Below are 19376 nucleotides of genomic sequence, written 5' to 3'. Positions count from 1 at the left end.
TGCACGGGATCTGGGTTTCGTTTTTATCCAAGGATGCGTCAATGATCTTGGAAACGACGGAGGAGGTCTTTAGTTTTTTACTAGACCCTAAACCCCATACCTTAGACCCGATTTATTACGCACGTGTGCATGACCGGACCCAGAAACCGTTTTCCGACTCAAACAAGAAGCATAAGTAGTTCATCGTAGCTCTTTGCTACGTTTATCGGGCCACGATTCCTCCGAGCATGAGGGCCGAACCATATGAAGTCAATTCCCGCATTTTCTGCGCCTCTGTAGTCCGACTCAAGACTGTCTCCAATGTATACGACTTCATCCTTCTGAACACGTGCCCTACGCATTGCCACGAAGAAGATTTCGGGGTTGGGTTTGGCAGCGCCGGCCTCTTCTGAGGAAAGAGAGAATTCGAAGAATTCAGGGAGGCCTGCAGAAAGGAATCTGTTGTGTTGCACGCGGTATACTCCGTTCGTTATTACCGCCATTCTCTTTCCGCGGCGCCTCATCGTTGTGAGAAAATCTTTTGCGCCCGGGAGAAAGTATGCCTTCTTTGAAAGTCTGGTCAGGTATTCGTCATTCAGTTCTTCAGGACTAAAGCTCACTCCGATAGAGCTGCAATAATCCACAAACCTTCCAAGAACGACTTCATCCTTAGTCTTTTCTCCAAGCGCAAGATAACTCCACCACTTCGAGTTTGTTTCTCTGTATAATGAGAGTTGTTCTTCAGACAACGCGATCCCTCTAGAGTCGAACAACTCCAAAAGCGCTTCTATTTCACTTCTCTCGAAATCGAGAATTGTGTGATCTAGATCAAAGAAGTACATTCTATAGATGCCGTCCAGTTTAATCCATCCTTATAATTATTTTGAGAGATCTTCTGGCTGCTTCAAAAGCCTCAAGCGACTCGTCAATGGAAAACGTCTTTGCTATAAGGGTTGTTGGGTCAACAAGTCCGCTTTCAAGAAACGAGATCGCTTTGTCAAATGGCCCGCACCTCGATCCAATAAGGTGAATCTCTCTCACAGCTACACTTGTAATGTCTACTTCTGGAGTTCCTTCATAGGTGCTTTTAAGCACGATCTTTCCCTGGGGCCTCACTACTTTCAACGCAGAAGCCAGCCCGTAGGGATTCCCCGTTGCTTCGACCACCACATCAAAGTCTCTATCGTAGGAGTCCGCTTCGTTTACGCTTACAAAGGAGGCTCTGTTATTGTCACCGAGAAGCTTCATTCGCTCTGAGTGTTTGCCAACAAGTACATGGTCAACTCCGCTCGCGGAAAGCACCATCGATATAAGCATACCAAGCTTCCCATCTCCAATAAGACAGACTCTGTCAGTTGAAGAGAAATCAACACTTTCGAGCACATGGGCGGCTGCAGCCAATGGTTCTACAAAGACCGCCTTTCTATCGGAAACTTTCTCGGGTATTGTGTGAAGGTTCTCGTCCGGCAGAACGGCGTACTCGGCCATTGTACCCGCGTAGTCTGCAATGCCGATTGTCCTTGTGTTTCTACAGTGCTTGAAAAGTCCCATATCACACAGATCACATTTCTTGCAGGGTATGCTTATTTCGGATGCCACTCTCTTTCCAACTAGGAAACTTGTGTCGCTTTCGACCACTGTTCCGAGGAACTCGTGGCCGAGAATTCCTCGGAAGTTCATGTAGCCTTTTGTTATTTCGATATCCGTATTGCAGATACCTGCGAGATTTACCCTGACAAGAGATGTTCCCGGTTGCCTTTCCGGAATAGGTACTTCTCTCAGTCTCAGAGTCTCATCAAAGATAAGCGCCTTCATTATTTGTAGACCTTCTCGAGAGCATCCTCGATGTCCTCCAAAAGATCGGAGTGATGCTCCAAACCGGCTGATATTCTAACTGTCTTGCTTGAGAACCCAAATCTATGAAGTTCCTCCTCTGGATAGTCTCTGTGGGTCATCATGGCAGGTACTTCTACTAGAGTCTCCGCATCTCCGAGTGAAACGGCCAGTTTTATGAGCTTCAGGCCCTGGACGAATTTCTCTGCGTTTTCCTTTGGTCCGCACAACTCGAAGCTGATAATTCCGCCGAAGCCTTCCATCTGTCTGGCAGCCAATTTGTGGCCTGGATGATCCTCGAACCCCGGATAAGAAGTCTTCTCGATTTCCTTCCTTTTTCTTAGGAATTCCGCTATTGCAGTCGCGTTTCTTTCATGCCTTTCCATCCTTAACCCGAGTGTCTTCATGCCCCTTAGTAGCAGCCAGGCGCTGAAAGGGCTGATGACTCCTCCAAGTTCACACATATATCCGAATTTCAGCTTCTGAATATAATCAAAGTCCTTAGAGGTCGCAACTCCCCCAACAACGTCTCCGTGGCCCGATATGTACTTGGTAGCACTATGGAGCACAACGTCCGCGCCGAAATCCAGAGGTTTCTGGAATACGGGGGTTGCGAACGTGTTGTCGACAACCACCTTTATGCCCTTCAAGTGGGCAATGGCACAAAGGCCCTCAATATCGATTATCTCTAGAGCCGGATTTGTCGGTGTTTCGAGGAACATCACCCTTGTGTTCGGAGTGATAGATCTTTCCACATTGTTGAGATCTGTCATATCGATGAAGTCCGTATTGATCCCATACTTCGCTATAAGGTGGTTCAGAAACCCGAACGTTGAGCCGTAGAGATTTCTGTGTGCAAGGACAGAATCCCCAGCTCCCGAGAAGGACAGAATCACCGAACTGATCGCTGCCATTCCTGAAGAGAAGGCTACACCGTCCACTCCGTTCTCGAGAGTGGCAAGTCTCTGTTCGAAAAGATTTATGGTTGGATTACCGCCTCTTGTATAAACGTATGCCCGCCTCTTAAAGGAAAAGGTATCTTCGGCTTGCTGCAAATCAGTGAATGTAAATGTTGAAGTCATGTATATCGGAGAGTTGAGTGCCTGGTTCTGGTCCTCTTGCTCCGCAGCGTGTATTGCTAGAGTGTCAAAATGGTATTCTCTCGATTCTTCCATATCTACCACCTCACTTCTTATTGAATTATAGCGCAGCAAGTGAGAAGTGCGACTAACAATGGCTCCCGAAACCAGAACTTGGCAGTGTTGTGAAAAAATCTTCGCTGGAAAGTACAATCATTCGATAGCCTGCAACCGTCTTTTTAAGTGGAAGTTGACGGATGATTCTGCACTAATTGCTCTGTTTCTTTTCTTGCCGCTTCTATCTCCTCCTGTATTCTCAGAACTGTCGCAGGTTCTTCGTAGAAGGAATAGGTGTCTTCTGAAGTCCTCACAAGTAAGAAGTAGTCCCTTATTTTTGGTTTGCCTATCATCTTTATCTTTCTGGCAGGGAGGAACATGTCTCTGAGAGAGGGAAGGTAAAGCTCGCCCGAAGACATGCTCAGATGGACTGAAACCTCTTCGATCTTCTCTATCGGAATAACCATGGTGACCCTTCCGCTTCCGGGGATATCGACCGTGAAGCGAAAGGCTTTGTCATGAATAACGGCGTAACTCTGACTCATGTTTACTTTCTCGATTTGGGCTACTCTGCCGAATGTATAGAACATGGAGCTTACGCGCATTCTGTTTTCGGCTCCAGAGAGCCCCAAATCCCGGATCAGTCTTTCTTTTGGTCGTTCGTCTCCCATGCCAAGTAGTGCAGTAATTATGCAGATTATGTCTCCAAAAAGGAAGCCTGCCTTGAAATTGCCAAGAAGTATGGCGATCACCTCAGCGACTATCGGGATCAAAGGAGCAAGTGCTAGTATGCGGTAATCAAATCTCTTCCTCAGCACGGTGAAGACAATATATGCCGGCGTGCATGCCAGAAAGTACCAGAGCGGAGAAAGAACAAACCTCGTGGCCGAACCTGCTAGCAGTAAGAGAATCCCAGTCATTAAGATCACTTCCCAACACAGAAATCGCTGAAAATCCTATTCAGCAAATCTTCTGTAACGTTTGTTCCCAACAATTCGTCGAGACTTCTTGCGGCCTGCTCAATCATAGTGCTCACAACGTCGACAGTTATCAAACTATCTATTGCTTCTATCGATTTGTCAATGCAGTCTACCGAATCTGAAAGCTTCTGTTTCTGCCTTGCGCTAATAATTACGGAATCTTCAATCGAGGTGATGTCATCTGTTTTCTTCAGCATGAGCTTCTCGAGATCTCTAATTCCTTCACCGGTTCTCGCGCTGATAATTACATCGTAAGAGCCGCTCTCGATCTTTCGAATATCGGATTTGTTTGCTGCAACAATAAGTCGCTTCCTTCCATTTCGAAGATCTTCCTCTAGATCCCGGTTTTCCTGGTCATGAGGATCTCTCAGTAGAATTACTAAATCGGCTTCCTCGATTGCCTTCAAGCTCCTTTTGATTCCCAACTCTTCCACAGCATCTGTTGCTTCCCGTATTCCTGCGGTATCCACTACGTTAAACAGAACACCTTCTATGTTGAGATCTTCTTCAATAGTATCCCTCGTTGTACCGGGAAGATCTGAGACTATCGCTCTATCGCGTTTCAGCAAAGCGTTGAGAAGAGTAGACTTTCCGACATTTGTCTCTCCTACGATTGCGGTTTTGATTCCCCGGGAGAGTATTATCCCGTTCTCGGAACTGTTCACGAAATGGGCAATCTCATTCCTCAAATCCAGGAGTTCACCGCGCAGAGAGGAGTAATCAGTCTCAACTTCATCAGGATAGTTCAGTTCAACTTCAACGGCGGCGAGAAGACGAATCATCTTTTCCCTGAAAGAGACTACTTCTTCACTGAGACCTCCTGTAAAGCTTTTCACGGCTGCTTCCAGAGCTCTCTCTGTTTTGGAAGTGATAAGGGCGTTTATCGCCTCGGCTTTGATAAGATCGAATTTCCCGTTCAGAACCGCCCTCTTTGTGAACTCCCCCGGGAGAGCCATTCTCGAGCCAGCACGAAACAGAGCTTCCAAAGCGTTCTCCACAATAATCGGGTTTCCATGAAACGAGATCTCAAGCATATCTTCGCCTGTGTAGGAAGCCGGGCCTTCAAAGAAAACAACGACGACCTCATCGATGAAGCGATCGCCTTCGACAAATTCCGCTACATATGCCCTTCGTGGTTGAAGACTTCTCGGGCCTGAGATCAAGTATCGGATTCTCTCTTGTACCCGTGGACCGGAGCATCTTACAACAGACGTTGCAGATACTCCTCTGGGAGTTGAAAGTGCGCAAATGATATCCTCAAACAATGTTCTCAGCTCCATGGAAGAGTGTCTTCAGCGTCTTCATCAGATGTCTTTCGGGCACTCCATAGAGAATGGATTTCCCTTCCCTTTCGTTTACAATTAACCTGCGGCTCCTAACTCCCAGAGAGTCGCGGATATGGTTTTCGCCGTGAGTCATAACTAAGCTTTCCGAGTGAGAATCGTACTCAACGATCTTTATTCCCATAGTGAATGCCCCAAGTCTTATCCGCGAAGCTTCAAGAAGGGAGACAACTTGAGAAGGAAGTCGGCCAAATCTATCTATCAGTTCCGCTTCTATTTCGTCGATTTCGCTCTCTTCTTTACATGCTGCGATTCTTCTGTAGATCTTCAACCTCTCTATAGAATCGGAGACATACTCCTCAGGGATCACCATATCGAACGGAATATTCTTCAGTTCCGTATCTACAGTCCTTTCCTCGACACCGATTTCGAACTCCCCTCTTAGCTCTTTCATAGCCTTATCTACCATTTCACGATAGAGGTACAGTCCGACCGAGTTGATGTTTCCATGTTGCTCTGCGCCAAGCAGCGTTCCAAACCCTCTTATCTCGAGATCCCGCATTGCGATCTTCATTCCGCTTCCGGCTCCCGAGAACTCTTTCAAAGCCCTCAGCCTCTCTCTCGAAGGATCGGACAGTCTCTTTGGATCGTAAAGAAAGTATGAAAAGGCTCTCCGATTGCTCCTGCCGACTCTACCTCTCAACTGGTAAAGTTGGGCCAATCCATATCTCTGGGAATCATTCACAATCAATGTATTGGCATTAGGGACATCAACACCGCTTTCGATTATTGTTGTGCATAGAAGCATGTCTAGTTCACCAACGTAGAATTCCCTTATCGTACGCTCAAAGGCCGTCTTGTTCATTTGACCGTGAGCAACGTCGATCTTGACTTCCGGCAGAAGATCTCTCAGCTTCACGAGAATCTCCGGCAGTTCGGCGACTCTATTGTGAACAAAGATCGTTTGACCGCCTCTGTTGGTCTCCCTCAGTACTGCCGTTCTGATAAGCCTTTCATTTATCGCTCCTACATATATCTCAGGCGAAGTTCTTCCTGCGGGCGGAGTAGATATTACCGAGAGGTCTCTGAGACCCGAAAGAGACATGTAAAGAGTTCTCGGTATTGGCGTGGCGCTCATCGACAAAACATGTATCTGCAACCGAAGCTTCTTGAAGTGCTCTTTCTGGAGGACGCCGAAGAGCTGTTCTTCGTCGACTACTACCAGGCCAAGATCGGCGAATACGATTTCCTTTGAGAGCAAAGAATGAGTGCCTACAACGACATCGACCTGTCCATTCTTAAGCCTTTTCAAGAGCTTGCTTCTCTGGGCGTCGGTCCTGTATCTATCTAGAATCTCTACCCTAATTCCAAAAGGGCTAAGCCTGCTTTCGAAGTTATCGAAGTGCTGTCTGGCCAGAACCGTCGTAGGGACCATCACAGCGACCTGTTTCCCGGAGACAACTGCTCTGAAGGTTGCACGCAGAGCCACTTCGGTTTTTCCGTATCCAGCATCGCCACTTATTAGACGATCCATCGGCTTGTTGGTACTCAGGTCGTCAAGTACTTCTTCGACTGCCTTCTGCTGATCTTCTGTCTCGAGATACGGGAAGCTTTCTTTGAAGCTCTTCTCCATCTCGCTTTCGCCTATCAAAGGAATTCCTGACGAGGCCTCTCTTGAGCCGTAAAGGTTTGACAGTTCTTCAATCAAAGCCTTCACTTCTCTCTTCACTTTCGATTTCTGTCTGTTCCAGGCAGTACCTCTCAAGGAGTTCAACTGAATTCCTTCGGTGTTTCCTATGTATTTGTGAACACGATCGACCCTGTCGACCGGAACGTAGATCTTATTTGCATCTCTGTATTCCAGGAGAAGATACTCTCTGGTTCCTAGAATGTTCTCCACTGTTCTTACTCCAAGATAACGACCAATGCCGTACTCCTTGTGGACAACAAAATCTCCCTCTTCCAGCTCCGTCCAGTCAACCACCGGTATTCTCGGCAAAAACTCTTCTTCTCTCCTTGGTCTCTTGATTATCTCAAGCTCCTCGCCGAGCTCCGAGTCGTAATCAAGAGAGGAGACTTCTCCGTCAGATACGATGGAATAATCCTTCAACTTCAGTAGCACTTCTGAGGACACTCCACCGAATCTGATGTAGAGGAACTTTCTAACAGCTTTGTCCGAAAGGAGTTCAAGAGTCTCGCGTTCTCTTCGCCCAAATTCAGCTAACGCATCGTCTGGATTGACAAAGACTACGTTGTAGTTTTCAAGAAAGTCAAGAAGAATCGATTGCCGCTCGTAGAAGATTCCTGCAATGGTATCCATCGTGTCCAGGCGGTCCCGAAGAAACTCATCCGAGCCACCAATTGCCTTTTCTGCGCTGGAAATTCTTTTCAGAGCGAGTTCCCTGTGCGGTGAGGCGGTGATGCCCTCAGCAGCAGGAGTTACATAAGCTTCATTCAGCCTTTGAAGACTCTTCTGAGTTGCCGGATCGAAACTTCTGATCGATTCTATCTCTCTGTCGAAAGTGTCTATTCTAATCGGTCTTTCAGTCCCAGGAATGAAGATGTCGACAATTCCTCCTCTAACGGCAAATTCCCCGGGAATTGTGACGGAAAACGCCCTGGAATATCCCAGACTCTGCAGGTGGTCCTCGTGGAGAGTGAGCGGACCTCCAACTTCAACCTTCAGCGAAAGGCCTTCGAAGACTTCGATTGGCACTGTCTTTCTCAGAAGACCATGGAAGGACGTATACACGGTTCTGAGCTCTCCGAGAAGCAGCTTTCTGAGCAACGCGAGTCGTTCAGACCTTATCCTGGGAGAAGTCCCGACGTCTTCAAATGGGAAGACATCATGAGAGAAGAAGAATCCATCACCCTCATGCTTGGAATGTATGTCGATGAAGGATTCCAGCATTCTCTCGCTGGGAAAAATGATTACAGTTGCAGAATACTTTTCGATTTTCTTCTCGACCCAGGAAATCGGGTCGTTTACTCTATATAATACTCGTTCCAAAACAACCTCCAAAGCCTTTTCAAAACAGTGCTTGCAGCTCTTAGCTGGATTGTCTCTCTGGCTCCCTTGAATCTGTCGGTGTAGGTCTCTATTGAATCTGCAATCCTCACTGCAGAGCAGACAAGGCCCACGGGTTTAAGATCTGACCCTCCCGAAGGACCTGCTATTCCAGTGACGGAAAGGCCCACATCAGTTCCGAAGAGACGACTTGTCCCCGCGGCCATTTCGAAGGCCACCTCTTCAGAGACGGCACCGTGTTGACTCAAAGAGTTCTCACTGACTTTCAGGAGTGACATCTTCGATTCGTTCGAATAAGATACGATGCCTCCAGAAAAGACATCTGAGACTCCGGGAACCGAAGTGAGAAGTGCAGAAAGGCGTCCTCCTGAACAGGATTCCGCTACGGAAATTGTCAGGTTCTTTTCCCGAAGCCCTTTGACAACCACTTCAACCAGTTCCTCGCCGCTTGTTGTGTAGATGTACCCTTTCCACCGCTCGGAGAAGAGGCGGCAAACCTCTTCGAGAACAGACTCGTCACTCGCGGACAGGATCACTGTTGGACCAGAGAAATAACGTACTCTTGTTACGAACTTTACTCCAGAGAACCTGGAAAGCATCTCCTCAGTGAAGTCTTCTACTTCTGGTTCAGTAAGATCCAGGAATCCGATCGTTCTAGAAAACATCTTGGGCGGCAGAGTAATGTGTTTGAGGGCTTCCATGAAGACCGCTTCCATTTCCATCGGAGGTCCGGGAAGAATAACGATCTCCTTGTTCTCTGTTCTCACAAATGATCCCCTGGCGCTACCAGAGATGTTCGGAAGCTGAACCGAGTCCTGCATAACGAGAGCTTGCCTCTTCAGTCCCGCAGGGGCTTCTCTGGAAAACCGCTTAAGGAAGCTTTCTTCTAATGCAGAATAATACTCGCTATCGAAGCTCAGCTCCCTGCCGAGATAGTCGGCAACAGTCTGAAGAGTAATGTCATCGAATGTGGTTCCAAGTCCTCCTGTTATTAGGAGGAGATCAGCTCTACTAAGAGCCGTTTTTATCTCGTGGCTTATGTATTCCCTGCTGTCCGGAACTACAACGATTGACTGGACTTCAAATCCCAGTGCCGTAAGACTCTCTGCGAGATAACCTCCATTACTGTCTTTGACCACGCCTCTGGTGATTTCGTCCCCGGTAAGAAGGATTGCAGCCTTCAAGCGACCACCTCCTGGTCAATTGTATCACCAAAAGCGTAGTGTTATAATTGAGTGCCGGGGGAGCCCAGAAGGCTGAGAGTGCTGAAAGCAGACCCCAAGAACCTGATCCGGTTAGCACCGGCGTAGGGAAGGCCATGGCTAGCGCCTCCGGTAATTTCCTGCAGGAGGTGTTTTTTATGAGAAGAGCATTTCTGGTCTTATCATTGATCCTCTTCATTCCATTTTCGACAGTGTTGCCGCTCAAGGTATATTCATACGATTCCCTTCAACCGCTCGCGCAAGAGACTTTTTCGAAGTTTACAGAAAAAACGGGAATTGCAGTTGAGTTTCGCGCTGTTGGAGATTCGGGTTCTCTGCTGAGCTTGATTATTTCCGAGCGCGAGAATTTCGATGGAGATGTCGTGATTGGAATCGATAACCTTCTTTCGAGACGTGCTTTCGAAGAAGGTATCTTTCTTTCTTACAGACCCCTAGGCTATGAGAAGATCTTTGATAATGATCTTCTACTCGATAGTCAGTGGAGACTAACCCCATATGATTTCGGAGGGATCGCGCTAATATGTGATACCAGCCAGATAAAAGATTCCATCGAAACGCTTTGGGATCTAACCGGGCCGGAGTATCGAAGGAGCGTGATTATTCAAGATCCCAGAACCTCGAGTACCGGTCTATCTTTCCTCGCTTGGACTTATCTGCTTTTTGGCGAGCGATTTGAGGAATTCTGGCAGGCTTTCAAGCCCTCGATACTCACAGTTTCTCTCGGGTGGGACGACTCTTTCCAGAAATTCGAGTCCGGAGAGGCTCCAATAATGGTTTCTTATGCCACGGATGGAGCATATTCAATGCATTATTACGGTGAATCGGTCTATATGACAATAATTCCAGAGGGCAGGGGTTACGTCCAGATTGAGGGAGCGGGAATCATAAGATGGACGAAAAATCTGCACGATGCTGAAATGTTCATGGACTTTCTTCTGAGTGAGGACTTTCAGCGTCATATTCCCCTTAACCAGTGGATGTTCCCTGTAATAGACGTAGAGATGCCCCCGGCCTTCGATTATGCCGTCAAACCGGAGAAGATTCTGAAACTATCTGCCGAGGTGGATCTTTCCGAACTCATCTCCAAGTGGGAAGCGGTAATATACGAAAGGTAAATTTCTGACAATATCTGCAGTTGGGATCGCGGCCGTTGTTTTGCTGCCGTTATTCTTTGCCTTCGGTAATCTAGAGTTAGATACGATTTTTTCAGTGATTTCGTCGCCCTCGTTCAGGTCGATTGCCGGGTTCACGGTCAAGCAGGCGCTTCTAAGTACATTTCTGGCAATGATCGTCGGTTTCCCGGCGGCAGTTCACTATGCCAGAAGCAACGGTCGTCTTTCACGTCTATTGGGAATAACAACCTATATACCGTTCTTCTTTCCCAGCATATCGATGGCAATAGGCTTCCTGGCAGTTTACGGCAGAAATGGACTCTTCAACAACCTGATGTCTTTTGCCGGTCTGGAGAGGGTACAGATTCTTTATTCTCTTGGAGCAGTCTTACTTGGACACGTCTTCTATAACGCACCAATAGTTATACTAGTTCTTGGGAATGCGCTCAGAAATTTGCCTTCAGATGTGCTGGAAAGTTCTAAGATAGACGGATCGGGGAGGATACGAAGACTTCTGCGAGTAGAACTACCTCTTGTTACACCGGCAATTATCAATTCCGCGCTTCTGATCTTCACTTACTGTTTCACCTCTTTTGCCGTTGTTCTTGTATTGGGCGGGGCGCAATTCGCTACCCTGGAAGTTTCAATCTATATGAATTTCAGGCTTTTGGCTGCACCGCAGAATGCAGTCGTTCTTGCCGCAGTTCAGTTCGCATTTATTATGGTTTTCGGATTACTCATTTCGCTGAGCGAGAAGAGTTCGCCCTTTGAACATGGTGAGCAGTATCTGGAAAAGAACAGATTCACGGGCATCTACTCATGGATATTTGTTCTCTTCGAGTGGATACCGATTCTAGGCGCTCTCTTCAGTTCATTCTACGACTGGACCAGAAAGGAATTCATCTTCGAGAGGATAACGAAGCTGTTTACAGAAAAGATCGTGCTTCTCGGCACGGGATTGGTCAACACATTGGTCAATTCAATAACGCTTTCATTTCTTGCAGCCGTTGTGACGGTAACAATCGCCTTTTTTCTTTCGTGGCAAGCAAGGCACACCACTCGAGGATCGAGATATCTGAGAATAGTGTCTTTGATAGCTCTGTCCGTAACACCTTCGATTCTAGCTGTTTCGTATCTCACAGCATTTGGGAGTTTCCCTGTTCCACTGCTGCTGGTGCTGCTTTACATTGTGATTTCGTTGCCCGTTGCTTTGAACTACATAAGTGGCCAGGTGATCGGTGCTGAGCTTGCCTTCCTTGAGGCGGCGCAACTCGACGGTGCTTCGAAACTTGCACGCGTATGGTATATGATAATCCCTTTCTTTAGAAGCACGATTATTTACGCTGCAACGGTGGTCTTCGCCATTTCTATGGGCGAATTTGGCGGATCGCTAATACTCGGTAGCAAAGACTTCCCTACCTTTGCCGTTGCCATCTACAGACTGAACGGAAGCCGCTATCTACTGGAGGCAAGGTTCTTAAGTTCGGCCTTGGGAATTATAATTATCTCCGTTGTCGCTATCTCCCGGTGGTTTGCACAAAGACCTGAGAGAAGTAGTCGCAGCACTCCCTGATTCCACAAATGTCGCACTTTGGGCCTACAGGTCTGCAGATCTCCCTGCCGAACTCAACCATTGACCCGTTCACCGGCCCCCATATCTTGGGCGGCAAGATCTTCATCAGAGCAAATTCGGTGTCGTCGGGCCTCTTCGTCTTCACCCATCCCAGTCTATTTGCGATTCTGTGAACATGGGTGTCAACTGCCAGGGCCTCCCTTCCAAATGAAACGTTTAGAACGATGTTAGCCGTCTTTCTGCCAACTCCGGGAATTGTAACAAGCTCTTCAAGGGTATCGGGGACAACCCCTCCAAAGTTTTCTACGACTATTCTTGCGCAGTTGATTATTCTGGAAGCCTTCTGCCTGTACATCCCGGATGCTTTTATCAGCTCGTACAGGTCTTCCGGGAGAGCTTTCATAAGCGATTCAGGATCGGGATAAACCGAGAAAAGCCTGCGTGAGGCTTCCTCGGTATTCTCATCTCTTGTGCGCTGACTCAATATTGTGCTCACCAAAACCTTGAAAGGTTCTTCATAGTCGCGACCTCTAGGAAAGTTTTCTACTATCCATTCCGACACTGCCGTAGGTGAGCAGTCAGACCTAGACATCGCCTCCCTCCAGGAAGGCTTTGTATGCTCTATATGTTTCGTATAGGTCCACCTTTGAGAGAATCTCAAATGGTGAATGCATTCCGAAAACCGGCGTTCCTGCATCGACTACGGTGACGCCCCTTTCGGCGAAGAATTTCGCAACTGTCCCTCCGCCGCCCCTATCGACTTCTCCTAAGATCGTACTCTGCCAGTGCACTCCCTTCTCGTTCAGAAGGTTTCGCACATAGCCCATGAACTCCGCACTGGCTTCGCTGGTTCCTGACTTTCCTCTGGAGCCCGTGTATTTCAATATTGCAATTCCATATCCGAATCTTGCTGCATTTGTTTGATCGTGAGCATCCTTGAAGGTCGGGTCAAATCCGGCGGCAACATCTCCCGATATCATTCTGGATTTCTCGAGAAGGAAGTCGATCTCGTAAAGCCCCTTCTCTCCAGAAAGATTGAGAAGCTTCTCGATAAAGGCGACCCAAAACCGCCCCTTTGCTCCTGTAACGCCTTCACTTCCTATCTCCTCCCTGTCGAAGAGAAGGACCATTGCAGTCCTCTTTGGGTTCTCTATTGAAGACATATCCTTGAGTGCTGTTATAGCAGTGTATGAACAGACCCTATCATCATGCGCGTAAGCACCGATCATAGATCGATCAAGTCCAACTTCCCTCGGTTCGATAGCCGGCACAAGCTGGATGTCCGCAGAAAAGAAGTCTTCTTCAACAAGTCCGTACTTTTCATACAACAGATTAAGGAACATCAGCTTCACTGGATTCTCAAAGTCTTTGACGTCCGTTATAGGAATAGATCCGGACATGGCATTGAGATCCTTTCCTTGAAAGACCTTTCTGAAATCGCCTTCCCTGTTGTCCAAATGAGGGAGAAGATCGGAAATCACGAATACAGGATCATCGCTGCTCATTCCAATAGAGACATCAACAGATTCTCCATTGCTCTTGACTACCGTACCTACGAAGGCCAAAGGTATGTTTAGCCACTGATACTTCTTGACTCCTCCGTAGTAATGTGTCTTGAGCATTGCAAGCTCCGAATCTTCTACAAGAGGACTCGGCTTGAGATCCAATCTGGGGGCATCGAGGTGAGCTGCAATCATGTCGATACCGTCCTTGAGGTCTTCACCGATGACTGCTGCAATTAGCGCCTTGCCGCCTTTGGTGATGAATATGCGGTCACCCTTTTTAACGCCGCTTTCCTCGAATGAAGAGAGGGGTTTGAAACCATTTTTCTGGAGAAGGTCCACAAGATGTCTGACAGCCAGACGTTCTGTTACAGATTTGCCAATGAAGTTCATATAATCTTTTGAATAGGCAAAGACCGCATCTCTGTCGAGCGTAAACCAGGCGTTCTTCTTCTTCAAAGTAAGCTTTTCACCGAGCTTCTTGACTTCTTCCTTTTTCAATACTTCACCTCCATGAAAGTCTGTTTCGTTCCAACGTCTTTAATTTTATCGGATTTGCTTGTTTTTTTCGACCTGCATTGATTTGCTTCTCTTACACAGGTCGAGCTCCTGCGTTTTGCTATTTTCATTTTATGATTCGCATGTAAAAAGAATTTGCAGTCTATAATGGATTGATATGATTAATCTCGATTAATTAGTATAATTAACTTGCGAAGTTGAACCCTGTTCGCTTCTCCATCGTCATATAGAACAGATTAGGGTGGTATGGTTGGACGAAAAGAAGCTACTAGACGGACTGAAGAAGAAGAAAGTTTGGGCATACGAAGTCTTGTATGATGACTACGCCCCGAGATTGGGTAGTGTTATCAAATCGTATCTTGGATATGATGATGTAGAAGATGTTATCCAGGAAGTCTTTATAAAAGTCTTCAAGAACGTCAAGAAGTTCCGTGGAGACGCCAAACTATCGACTTGGTTATACAGGATTGCGGTGAATGTTTGCAAAGACACATTGGCCAAGAGAAAACGGAACAACGAGTTCTTGACTGATTTCGTAGAGAGCGAAGACAAAGTAACATTTGAGCCGCCGGCAACTACGAACGTTTTTGGGGAAGTTATGGACGAGATTTCTTTTGAAGAACTCATGTTAGTGGTTGGCAAGCTTTCCGAAGATGATCGTTTGCTGATTAAGTTGAGAGACATAGATGACCTGTCGTACGAGGAGATCGCCGATATACTTGAAAAGCCGGTCGGAACGGTGAAAAGCAGGTTACACTATGCAAGAAAGCGACTCAAGGAGATGCTCGAGGAGGTAGGTTACATTGGATGAACTGAGATTTGTCCGCATTTTGGATCGCGAGATCCCTTTAGAGGAAATGAGGGTAGATGAGAAGAAGGAAATTAGGAGTTATGTGAAGGTGATTGGAGCTCTTAAGGAAAGCTGCTCTTACAGACCTTCTGATGAGCTTAAGAAGAGGACTGTTGGCAAGATCAAGAAGCTAAAGAGCAGACCCTACAAGATGCTCGGAACTGTGGCCGCATGTCTAGTTCTTGGTCTGTTTTCAGTATCATTCTTCACTGGCAATACGATTCTAATCAAGAAAAAGGGCGATCTCTATCAACTTGCAAACGTTCTTGGTTACAGTTCGACTCTGAACGAGAGACTCAGGGTTAATTTGACTGTTTTCTCGCATGCTGATTCACAGATGAATGATATTGTGGTCATGGAGAAAGAGATGGAACGTTCTCTGGGCTTCCTGAATGAATCGTCTGTGAACAATGACTTTGAGATCTCCGGAATCAACACAACTTATTGATCTATACGCGCTCTAAGACACAAAAGGAGTGAAATCGCCGTGAAAAAGCTGTCCGTACTCGTTGTCCTATTGCTTACTGTCGGGCTGGCGGTTGGAAAGGATGCTGTTGAAGAGTTAACGACGCTTGTTAATGCACTCAAGAACTCTTCGTATGAAGTAGACAGATACGTACAAGAGAGCGGAATAGTTACTACTGCGAAGAACGAGCGAGTAATAAAATCTGGTCCGTACAAGCTGGTCACTTCTTACTCGACAACGAAGGGTGAGTTTGGTTGGGTTAGGAATAGCTCGGGCCATTATGCCATTTTCCGAACGCGAAGCGTTGCCTTTGAGCCGATAACAAAGATAAAGGATTTCGAAGACAATTTCGTGGATCTAGTGAATAGCAAATCTTATACGATCAATCTCTTTCTTGATTTGCCAAGCGGCAGAAAGATTACGATTTCCTCGGGTGATCTCTCATTTGATGTTACTTATGACGATAACTATAGACTTCTTAAGCTCGTCAAGTCTTATCCATTTCATTCAATTAGTGCAAGTTATAGAAACTACTCAGAGATGTCTCATGAAGCTCTGACCAAGCTTTCAAATGCTACCGACGGCATGATTATTGTTCGTCCGCCGGTCTATTTTTCTGAAGCTATGCTCGAAAGGCATTTCGCATGGTCTTCAATGGATTTCGCAACTGATGGTAAGACCTATCTGTACACACTTCTCATGTACTCTCCGGAATTCGGACGAATGGTCCTGTACTTCTCTTTCAATTCTGAGCCGGATTACCTTCAGAAGTTCTCTGCTCAGATGGCGGAAGCAAACGGATTCAGCTATGCAATTGAGAAACTCTCGGCCTCTTCAGCGGTTAGTCTTCTTGGGATGGTGGATACTAAAACCCTGAAGGCTCTTCTTGAAGACCTCTATTGATTGAAGCTGCCTTCTTCTAGAAGCAAGTCTTATTGAGGTTTTCATAAATCTTTTTCTAAATTGAATGAATTTTGTTGTATAATCAATCAAACCTTTTTTGGAGGCTATAGAATTATGGAGATCAAGGAGACGATAGCTCTTCTCAAGAGCAGGGGCTACAGGATCACTCCTCAGAGAGTTGCGATAATCCGGATTCTCAGAGATCATGAAGGTCATCCGGGAGCTGAGGAAGTTTTTAGATCTGCTTTAGAACTTTATCCAAATATCTCAATGGCTACAGTCTATAACGTAATGGAAGTTCTTGAAAAGGAAGGAATCATTAGGGCTATTGCTGTAACTAAGACTTCCAGGCGATACGATCCTAATCTCAAGCCTCATAGTCACTTCATATGCAATACCTGCGGTAGAGTCTTCGACATCCCAATCAAATACTTTGAAGCTTGCATGAGAAGACTTCCTCCTGAACTGAACGATTTCGAGGTGAAGTCGCTCGAGGTCATCTACAAGGGCTCTTGTTCAGACTGCAAGACAAGATAACGATAACTTCAAACGCTTCTTGGGGGTGCAATAATGAAAGGACTAGACATTAATCTGGAAGAAGTCCTCACTAGAGTGATGAAAATATCTGATTTAAACTCACTTCAGGAAGAGAAATCCAGGCTCGTCGGGAAGCAGGGTTTGATAACCTCGCTTATGAAGAAGTTGAAAGAGATTCCTCCTGAGGAGAGAAGAGAGTTTGGAAAGACGGTCAACGAGTATAAGAATGCGATTGAAGAGGCTCTGAGTACTCGCAGAAACGAACTTGAAGAAACGGCCAGGATAGAACGAGAGAAATCCGAGAGGCTCGATTACACAATTCCGGGCAAGAAGAGGGATATAGGTTCTCTACACTTGATCAGCCAGACAATGGAAGAGGTCCAGAGTATCTGGGTAAGCATGGGTTTCGAGGTAACGACGGGTCCGGAGATTGAGACAACCTACTACAACTTCGAGGCTTTGAACACTCCTGAGTGGCACCCCGCAAGAGACATGCAGGATACTTTCTATCTTGAAGACGGCAGACTCCTCAGAACGCATACTTCTCCCGTTCAGATAAGGACAATGGAGTCAAGAAACCCGCCTCTCGCGATATTCGCGCCTGGGACCTGTTATAGAAAGGACACTCCCGACGCTACTCATCTTCCTATGTTCCATCAGTTTGAGATCCTGTTCGTGGATAAGGGAGTATCGGTAAGCCATTTGAAGGGCTCGCTAGACCATTTTGTCAAGAGGCTCTTTGGCGATAACAGGAAGATCAGATTACGTCCCAGCTTCTTCCCGTTTACGGAGCCGAGCTTTGAAGTCGATGTGAGTTGCGGGATCTGCAACGGAGAAGGCTGCAGAAGTTGTGGAGGCAGTGGATGGCTAGAGATCCTTGGAGCAGGCATGGTACATCCGAACGTATTTAAGAGCGTAGGATACGATCCTGAAGTCTGGAGTGGTTTTGCTGCCGGAACGGGTCTTGAGAGAATTGCGATGCTGAAGTACGATCTTGAAGACATCAGGGACCTTCTTCGGAACGATAGACGCTTCCTTAGGGGTTACAGGAGGGCTGTAATATGAGACTGTATCTCGAATGGCTTGGTGACTTCATTGATATAAGCGACAAATCCCCTGAGGAACTCGGCAATAGCTTATCACTGAGCGGTACTGAAGTTGCAGGTGTTGAGTATCCCTGGAGTTATGTCGAGGGAGCATTGGTGGGAAGGATTGTTTCAACAGGTATTCACCCTGAGAGTGAAAGGCTTCAAATAACCGAGATTGACATCGGTGCTCGTAAGATAACTGTGGTTACAGCAGACTTGACTGTCAAGAAAGGCGAAACAGTCGCCGTGTTGCCTGAAGGCTCCTCTCTTTCAGGAATGAAGATCGAGAAAAAGGAGTTCCTTGGAGTTGAATCGGAAGGAATGTTCCTTTCTCTTGAGGAGTTGGGTCTGGAGGACAAATCACTTACTATATTGAGACTTGAAGAAGGTCGACCGGGGGATTCCGTGGTTGAACTGCTTGGGCTCGACTCGCCGGTGGTCGAAGTGGAATTGACGGCCAACCGGGGAGACTGTCTCTCTGTCGTTGGATTGGCGAGAGAACTAGGTGCGATCTTTGAAAAGAAGATCACGAGACCTGAAGTGGATGAGTCGATTCAGACCGGAGATGATCCTTTTCTGAAGGTGAAGCTGAACGACAATGGCTGTATCAGATACACGGCCCTTCTGGTGGACCATGTGAAAATCGGCGAGTCTCCTCTCTGGATGAAGAAGAGACTGGTTGCGGCAGGTCTCAGGCCGATAAACAACGTAGTGGATATAACGAATTACGTGATGCTTGAGACCGGTCATCCTGTTCACGCATTCGACGTGGAGAAGATTGGATCAACCGAAATAGTTGTTCGCAAGGCAAGAAACGGAGAAAAGCTGGAACTCCTCGACGGAAAAACCGTGGAGCTTGATAACAACGATATGCTGATCACAAATGGCGAAACCCCTCTAGCCCTTGCGGGAGTTATGGGTGGTGAGGAATCGGGCGTCTATTCAACTACGAAAAGAGTTCTGCTAGAGGTTGCCGTGTTTGATCCCGTGAGAATCCGAAAGACTGCAAGGAAGCTTGGGATCTCTACAGACAGTTCGTACAGATTTGAGAGAGGTATAGACTACGAAGATTCGATTTACGTGATAAGACGACTGGCCGATCTAATGAAGCAGCTCTGTAGCGCGAACGTAGGTTCGAACATCGTCGATGCCGGAAGGGTGCCCGAGCTTCAGCATATAAAGCTAAGAGAGTCGTACGTAAGTGAGAGACTTGGAGGAGCAGTTCCGCCAGAGAAGATCGGCAGAATACTTGAAAGCCTGGAGTTTTCAGTCGAGCGCACAGATGATGGCTGGAAGGTAAGACCACCTGCTTTTCGAGCATACGACACAAAACTGGAAATTGATCTTGTTGAAGAGATCGGCAG

17 protein-coding genes and 1 riboswitch are annotated in these 19376 nt (G+C 46.9%); of the genes, 8 read left to right on the top strand and 9 right to left on the bottom strand.

What is annotated here, in order from left to right; translation table 11 throughout:
* Positions 1-158 precede the first annotated feature (158 nt).
* The 7 genes from B3N33_RS11295 to B3N33_RS11265 all read right to left on the bottom strand — a co-directional run bounded on the left by B3N33_RS11295 (position 159) and on the right by B3N33_RS11265 (position 9423).
* On the bottom strand, positions 159-821 hold the full coding sequence (locus tag B3N33_RS11295; protein ID WP_292593403.1) for a YjjG family noncanonical pyrimidine nucleotidase: 663 nt from the start codon (positions 819-821) through the stop codon (positions 159-161).
* Between the two features lie 19 nt (positions 822-840).
* The gene (locus tag B3N33_RS11290) at positions 841-1794 is read right to left on the bottom strand and encodes an MDR/zinc-dependent alcohol dehydrogenase-like family protein (protein WP_099829516.1); all 954 of its coding nucleotides are present in this window, start codon (positions 1792-1794) and stop codon (positions 841-843) included.
* A complete protein-coding gene (locus tag B3N33_RS11285) occupies positions 1794-2987 on the bottom strand; it encodes a trans-sulfuration enzyme family protein (RefSeq protein ID WP_214078072.1) in 1194 nt (397 codons plus the stop codon). Before B3N33_RS11285 ends, B3N33_RS11290 begins: the two co-directional genes overlap by 1 nt.
* 143 nt (positions 2988-3130) lie before the next feature.
* Entirely contained in the window at positions 3131-3868 is a 738-nt protein-coding gene (locus B3N33_RS11280) for a hypothetical protein (RefSeq protein WP_214060219.1), read from the bottom strand.
* A 5-nt stretch (positions 3869-3873) separates the two neighbouring features.
* Positions 3874-5193 (bottom strand): tRNA uridine-5-carboxymethylaminomethyl(34) synthesis GTPase MnmE, encoded by a 1320-nt coding sequence (mnmE, locus tag B3N33_RS11275; RefSeq protein WP_292593399.1) that lies wholly within the window; start codon positions 5191-5193, stop codon positions 3874-3876.
* Positions 5186-8221 (bottom strand): transcription-repair coupling factor, encoded by a 3036-nt coding sequence (gene mfd, locus B3N33_RS11270; RefSeq protein WP_214078074.1) that lies wholly within the window; start codon positions 8219-8221, stop codon positions 5186-5188. Before mfd ends, mnmE begins: the two co-directional genes overlap by 8 nt.
* Positions 8197-9423 (bottom strand): nicotinamide-nucleotide amidohydrolase family protein, encoded by a 1227-nt coding sequence (locus B3N33_RS11265; protein WP_214078075.1) that lies wholly within the window; start codon positions 9421-9423, stop codon positions 8197-8199. Before B3N33_RS11265 ends, mfd begins: the two co-directional genes overlap by 25 nt.
* Positions 9424-9469: 46 nt before the next feature.
* A riboswitch (TPP riboswitch) is annotated at positions 9470-9570 on the top strand.
* A gap of 29 nt (positions 9571-9599) precedes the next feature.
* On the opposite strand from B3N33_RS11265, the gene B3N33_RS11260 reads away from it, so the two are divergent.
* Positions 9600-10577 (top strand): thiamine ABC transporter substrate-binding protein, encoded by a 978-nt coding sequence (locus B3N33_RS11260; protein ID WP_214078076.1) that lies wholly within the window; start codon positions 9600-9602, stop codon positions 10575-10577.
* Positions 10578-10617: 40 nt separating this feature from the next.
* Positions 10618-12147, top strand: a complete 1530-nt coding sequence (locus B3N33_RS11255) for an ABC transporter permease (RefSeq protein ID WP_292593395.1) — start codon at positions 10618-10620, stop codon at positions 12145-12147.
* Here the strand turns inward: B3N33_RS11255 and nth are convergent.
* Positions 12092-12739 (bottom strand): endonuclease III, encoded by a 648-nt coding sequence (gene nth, locus B3N33_RS11250; protein WP_214061218.1) that lies wholly within the window; start codon positions 12737-12739, stop codon positions 12092-12094. The genes B3N33_RS11255 and nth overlap by 56 nt on opposite strands.
* A complete protein-coding gene (locus tag B3N33_RS11245; RefSeq protein ID WP_214061217.1) occupies positions 12732-14150 on the bottom strand; it encodes an aminopeptidase in 1419 nt (472 codons plus the stop codon). The genes nth and B3N33_RS11245 overlap by 8 nt, the downstream gene beginning before the upstream one ends.
* 268 nt (positions 14151-14418) lie before the next feature.
* Between B3N33_RS11245 and B3N33_RS11240 the strand changes: the two genes are divergently transcribed.
* From B3N33_RS11240 to pheT, 6 genes are all read left to right on the top strand, one after another.
* Entirely contained in the window at positions 14419-14979 is a 561-nt protein-coding gene (locus B3N33_RS11240; RefSeq protein ID WP_099829507.1) for an RNA polymerase sigma factor, read from the top strand.
* Positions 14972-15466, top strand: coding sequence for a hypothetical protein (locus B3N33_RS11235; protein WP_099829506.1), 495 nt, complete (start codon positions 14972-14974; stop codon positions 15464-15466). Before B3N33_RS11240 ends, B3N33_RS11235 begins: the two co-directional genes overlap by 8 nt.
* A gap of 39 nt (positions 15467-15505) precedes the next feature.
* Positions 15506-16387 (top strand): hypothetical protein, encoded by an 882-nt coding sequence (locus B3N33_RS11230; protein WP_214061216.1) that lies wholly within the window; start codon positions 15506-15508, stop codon positions 16385-16387.
* Between the two features lie 114 nt (positions 16388-16501).
* Complete coding sequence (locus tag B3N33_RS11225) at positions 16502-16924, top strand: Fur family transcriptional regulator (protein WP_103134291.1); 423 nt, start codon at positions 16502-16504, stop codon at positions 16922-16924.
* 33 nt (positions 16925-16957) lie between these two features.
* Positions 16958-17989: a phenylalanine--tRNA ligase subunit alpha gene (gene pheS, locus B3N33_RS11220; RefSeq protein ID WP_103134290.1), complete on the top strand. Its 1032-nt coding sequence runs from the start codon at positions 16958-16960 to the stop codon at positions 17987-17989.
* The coding region (gene pheT, locus B3N33_RS11215; RefSeq protein WP_292593391.1) for a phenylalanine--tRNA ligase subunit beta at positions 17986-19376 on the top strand (1391 nt) is incomplete at its 3' end. The genes pheS and pheT, both read left to right, overlap by 4 nt.

The organism is Mesotoga sp. UBA5825 (assembly GCF_002432955.1).
Lineage (GTDB): Bacteria > Thermotogota > Thermotogae > Petrotogales > Kosmotogaceae > Mesotoga.
Note: the sequence above shows the minus strand (reverse complement) of the source record. Positions and strands in the feature narration are given on the sequence as shown.